A 4791-nucleotide genomic window follows, 5' to 3' on the forward strand; every position below is an offset into this window, starting at 1 on the left:
GCGCGGATATCGTCATCAAGGTGCGTCCGCCTTCGAGCGAAGAAGTGCAGCGACTCAAGCCCGGCGCGACGCTGATCGGTTTCATCTGGCCCGCGCAAAACGCCGCGCTGCTCGAACAACTCGCGGCGCGTGAGGTAACGGTGCTCGCGATGGACTGCGTGCCGCGCATCTCGCGCGCGCAGAAGCTCGACGCGTTGAGTTCGATGGCGAACATGGCCGGCTATCGCGCGGTCGTCGAAGCGGCCCAGCATTTTGGGCGCGTTTTCACCGGGCAGATCACGGCAGCCGGCAAGATGCCGCCCGCCAAGGTGCTCGTGATCGGCGCAGGCGTGGCGGGGCTTGCGGCGATCGGCGCCGCGCGCGGTCTTGGCGCCATCGTGCGCGCGTTCGATACGCGCCCCGAAGTCGGCCAGCAAGTCGAAAGCATGGGCGCGGAGTTCCTGAGCATCGACATCGAGGAGGAAGGCGGCGGTTCGGGCGGGTACGCCAAACAGATGAGCGCGAAGTTCATCGAAGCGGAGATGGCGCTGTTCGAGGCCCAGGCGCGCGAGGTCGACATCATCATCACGACGGCGCTCATTCCCGGCAAACCGGCGCCGCGCCTCATCGATGCGAAGACGGTGGCGTGCATGCGCGCGGGCAGCGTGATCGTCGACATGGCGGCCGAGCAGGGCGGCAACTGCGAACTCACTCGCCCGGGTGAAGTCGTGAATGCGAACGGCGTGACCGTCATCGGTTACACGGATCTGCCAAGCCGCATGGCGAACCAGTCGAGCCAGCTTTACGCGACCAACGTCCGCCATCTGCTGACCGATCTCACGCCTGCCAAAGACGGCGAGTTGAAGGTCGATATGGACGACGTCGTGCAGCGCGGCACCACTGTCATTCAGCGCGGCCAGGTGTGCTGGCCACCGCCGCCGGTGCAGGTCTCGGCCACGCCGCAAGCGGTTGCACAGGCGAAGTCCGTCGCCGTCGCGACCGGCAACGGGAAAGAAGCCGCCGCGCAGGCCGCGCGCCGCAACGGCGTCTGGTCGCTCGCGGCGCTCGTCGTTACCGCGTTGCTGCTGCTCGCGCTCGGCGCGGTCGCGCCGCCCGCGTTCGTTGCGCACTTCACCGTGTTCGTGCTGGCCGTGTTCGTCGGCTATCAGGTGGTCTGGAACGTCACGCCCTCGTTGCATACGCCGCTCATGAGCGTGACGAATGCGATCAGCGGGATCATCGTGATCGGCGCGTTGCTGCATCCGGGCAACGCCAGCACGATCGTGACCGTGCTGGCGGGCATTGCGCTCGTCGTCGCGACCATCAACATCGCGGGCGGCTTTCTGGTCACCCAGCGCATGCTGAAGATGTTCCAACGGACCTGAGGAGACGTCATGCTCAACGGAATCGGCAACATGGCGTGGCTCGGTGCGGCGACGCTCTTCATCCTCAGTCTGCGCGGGCTGAGTCATCCCGCCAGTGCGCGGCGCGGCAACCTTTATGGCGTGACCGGCATGGTGATCGCCGTGCTCGCCACACTGCTCGTCACGGGCGGTGCGGGCCTGCAAATCGCGCTCATCGCCGCGCTGGTGGGCGGCGGGATGGGCGCGATGCTCGCGCGCCGCGTGGAGATGACGCAGATGCCGCAGCTCGTCGCGGTGTTGCACAGCTTCGTGGGTCTTGCGGCCACGCTCATCGCCTTTGCGAACTTTCTCTCGCCCAAGGCGCCGATGAGCGGCGTCGAGCGCGCGATTCACGACACCGAGATCTATGTCGGGGCTTTCATCGGCACGGTCACGTTCAGCGGTTCGATCGTCGCGTTCCTGAAGCTGCAGGGCACGGTGAGCGGCAAGCCGTTCGTGCTGAGCGCGCGGCATCTGCTCAACGCGGTCGTGCTGGGCGCGTGCATCGCGCTCGGCTATCGCTTCGTCAGTGCTCCTGATGGCGGCGACGCGCTCTACGCGCTCATCGTGATGTGCGTGCTGGCGGCGGCGCTCGGCGTGCATCTCGTGATGGCGATCGGCGGCGCGGACATGCCCGTGGTGGTCTCGATGCTCAACAGCTATTCGGGCTGGGCCGCAGCGGCAACGGGCTTCATGCTCGACAACGATCTGCTCGTCACGACGGGCGCGCTGGTTGGATCGAGCGGCGCGATTCTCAGCTACATCATGTGCCGCGCGATGAATCGCAGCTTCGTTTCGGTAATCCTGGGCGGTTTCGGTACGGTGAGTTCCACGGCAAGCGAGGCGCCGCAAGGCGAAGTCGTGCCGACCAGCGTGGACGAAGTGGGGTCGCTGTTGCGCGATGCGCAGGAGGTCGTGATCGTGCCGGGCTATGGCATGGCCGTCGCGCAGGCGCAAGGCACCATCAGCGAGATCACGCGGCGGCTGCGCGCGCTCGGCATTCGCGTGCGTTTCGGCATTCACCCCGTTGCGGGGCGCTTGCCTGGCCACATGAACGTGCTGCTCGCGGAAGCGAAGGTGCCCTACGACATCGTGCTCGAAATGGACGAAATCAACGAAGACTTCACGAGCACCGACGTCGTGCTCGTGATCGGCGCGAACGATATCGTCAACCCGGGCGCGCAGGAAGATGCGGGTAGTCCCATCGCCGGCATGCCGGTGCTGGAGGTGTGGAAGGCGCGTACCGTGGTCGTCTCCAAGCGCAGCATGGCGACCGGCTATGCGGGCGTGGACAATCCGCTCTTCTATAAGGACAACACACGAATGCTGTTTGGCGATGCGAAGGGCAGCGTCGACGCGCTGCTGCGGCAACTCGAAGCCGCTTGACGTTTGAAGCAAGGCGCGGCGGGCTCACGTCTGCCGCGCTCGCTGTAACGTGGGAAGTGGCGGACGCACCGGCGTCGAGGCGATGCGCGACCAGCCCGCGCGCAATCACAACAGATGGAGGCAGACAACGTGGCATATACGGATCGTATCGATGGCGGCTACACGGCCCGGCGGCACAACCGCTGGGTGCAGCTCGTCGCTGGCATTCTCTGTATGGGGCTCGTGGCGAACCTGCAGTACGCGTGGACGCTCTTCGTCGTGCCGATGGATGCACGGCATCACTGGGGGCAGGCTGCGATTCAGCTCGCCTTTTCGATTTTCATCGTGACGGAAACCTGGCTCGTGCCGGTGGAGGGTTGGCTCGTAGACCGCTTCGGCCCGCGCCCCGTGGTCATGGGCGGCGCCTGCTGCGTGGCGCTCGGCTGGGTGCTCGACGCGTGGGCGTCCGCGCTGCCGGTGCTCTACGTCGCGGCAGTGATCTCGGGCATCGGCGCGGGGTGCGTGTATGGCACGTGCGTCGGCACTGCGCTCAAATGGTTTCCCGACCGGCGTGGTCTCGCCGCCGGCATGACGGCGGCAGGTTTTGGCGCGGGCGCGGCGCTCACGGTGATTCCGATCTCGAACATGATCCAGCAGTCGGGCTATGAGCGCGCGTTCGTGTTCTTCGGACTCCTGCAGGGTGCCTGCATCATGCTGCTCGCGCTGGTGATGGTGCGGCCGAAGCCTCCCGCTCACGCGGCGGGCATGAAGCGCATCGTCGCGACGAAGACCGACTACACGACGAGGCAAATGATTCGCGCGCCCGTTTTCTGGGTGATGTATGCGATGTTCGTCTGCGTGGCGGCGGGCGGCATCATCGCGACGGCGCAGATCGGCCCGATCGCGAAGAGCTACGGCTTCGCCTCGATGCCGGTCACGCTTGTCGCGGCGACGCTGCCGCTGCTCACCATGACGCTCTCGATCAACAATCTCTGCAACGGCTTTACGCGGCCGCTGTGCGGGTTGATTTCGGATCGCATCGGCCGCGAGAATACGATGTTCATCACGTTTCTCGGCGAGGGACTCGCGCTGCTGGGCTTGCGCGCGTTCGGCCCCGACCCGTATCTCTTCATGTTGTTCTCGGGGCTCGTGTTCCTGTTCTACGGCGATATCTTTTCGAACTTTCCGGCGACCTGCGCCGATACGTTCGGAGCGAAGTACGCGGCCGGCAACGCGGGCACGCTCTATACCGCGAAGGGGACCGCGGCGATGCTCGTGCCGGTCGCTACGCTGCTGGCGATCCACGGCGGGTGGAACATGGTGTTCGACATGGTCGCCTGCGTGGCGATGATGGCGGGCGTGAGCGCAAAGGTGATCTTGCAGCCGATGCGTCGGCGCTGGATCTTTCAGTCGGGTGAGGAGTCGAGGATTGCCGATTCGGCTTTCGTCCGTTCGCCGCTGGGTTCGCGTGAGTGAGCGCGATTGAAGCGCGTCCAGAAGCGTTACGGGCGGGCGGTGCGGTCGTGATCGCGGCGAGCGATTGCGGGGCGCAACGCCCGCATCATCCGCGCGGCGCCCTGTATTCTTGCGCGCACGCGTGAGCGCCGTACGCGCCGCGTATCGATGCGGGCTTGCTCGCGACGCGGGTCCGCTTCGGCGGCGCGCTCGTTTTCCAACCCGAGATGGGCATAACGGCCCTCACTGGCGCTCTTGTCGAGCCAGTGTTCGGGCAGCCGGGTTGCGAGCAGCCAGGTCGCGGCGGCGCCAAAGCTGACGGCGACGATCGCTGCGACGACAACGAGTTCCATTCGGTCTCCCTCAATCGGCTTGTCATGGGTTTGCACGCACGCGCCGTGCCGTGTGGCAATGTATACCATGAAACATAACGGAGCGAGGCAGGCGGATACAGGCCGCAAAACGAAAAAGCCCGCAGATTTGCGGGCTTTTTCGATGAATCCTGTGTGCTGCTAACTTCTGCTTGATGAGACGTGGTGCCCAAGAGAGGACTCGAACCTCCACAGTGTTGCCACCGCCAGGACCTGAA

At 65.5% G+C, this 4791-nt stretch carries 4 protein-coding genes; 3 read left to right on the forward strand and 1 reads right to left on the reverse strand.

All coding sequences use genetic code 11. The annotated features are described in order from the left end of the window. From ACOJB8_RS40690 to oxlT, 3 genes are all read left to right on the forward strand, one after another. Positions 1–1364, forward strand: a 1364-nt coding sequence (locus ACOJB8_RS40690; RefSeq protein ID WP_475017876.1) for a Re/Si-specific NAD(P)(+) transhydrogenase subunit alpha, incomplete at its 5' end; no start/stop codon positions are given. A gap of 9 nt (positions 1365–1373) precedes the next feature. Continuing rightward, the gene (locus ACOJB8_RS40695; RefSeq protein ID WP_368604113.1) at positions 1374–2768 is read left to right on the forward strand and encodes an NAD(P)(+) transhydrogenase (Re/Si-specific) subunit beta; all 1395 of its coding nucleotides are present in this window, start codon (positions 1374–1376) and stop codon (positions 2766–2768) included. A 114-nt stretch (positions 2769–2882) separates the two neighbouring features. Next, positions 2883–4223 carry an oxalate/formate MFS antiporter gene (oxlT, locus tag ACOJB8_RS40700; RefSeq protein WP_475017879.1) on the forward strand — a complete coding sequence of 447 codons (1341 nt, stop codon included), beginning with the start codon at positions 2883–2885 and terminating at the stop codon, positions 4221–4223. A 26-nt stretch (positions 4224–4249) separates the two neighbouring features. Here oxlT and ACOJB8_RS40705 read toward each other — a convergent pair whose 3' ends face one another. Further along, entirely contained in the window at positions 4250–4555 is a 306-nt protein-coding gene (locus tag ACOJB8_RS40705; RefSeq protein ID WP_069267846.1) for a hypothetical protein, read from the reverse strand. Positions 4556–4791: the final 236 nt, after the last annotated feature.

Source organism: Paraburkholderia sp. BR10141 (assembly GCF_056155635.1).

Excerpts from the sequence above, each read along its gene's own strand:
- ACOJB8_RS40695 (WP_368604113.1), top strand. The coding sequence starts at position 1,374 with ATGCTCAACGGAATCGGCAACATGGCGTGGCTCGGTGCGGCGACGCTC.
- oxlT (WP_475017879.1), top strand. The coding sequence starts at position 2,883 with ATGGAGGCAGACAACGTGGCATATACGGATCGTATCGATGGCGGCTAC.
- ACOJB8_RS40705 (WP_069267846.1), bottom strand. The coding sequence starts at position 4,555 with ATGGAACTCGTTGTCGTCGCAGCGATCGTCGCCGTCAGCTTTGGCGCC.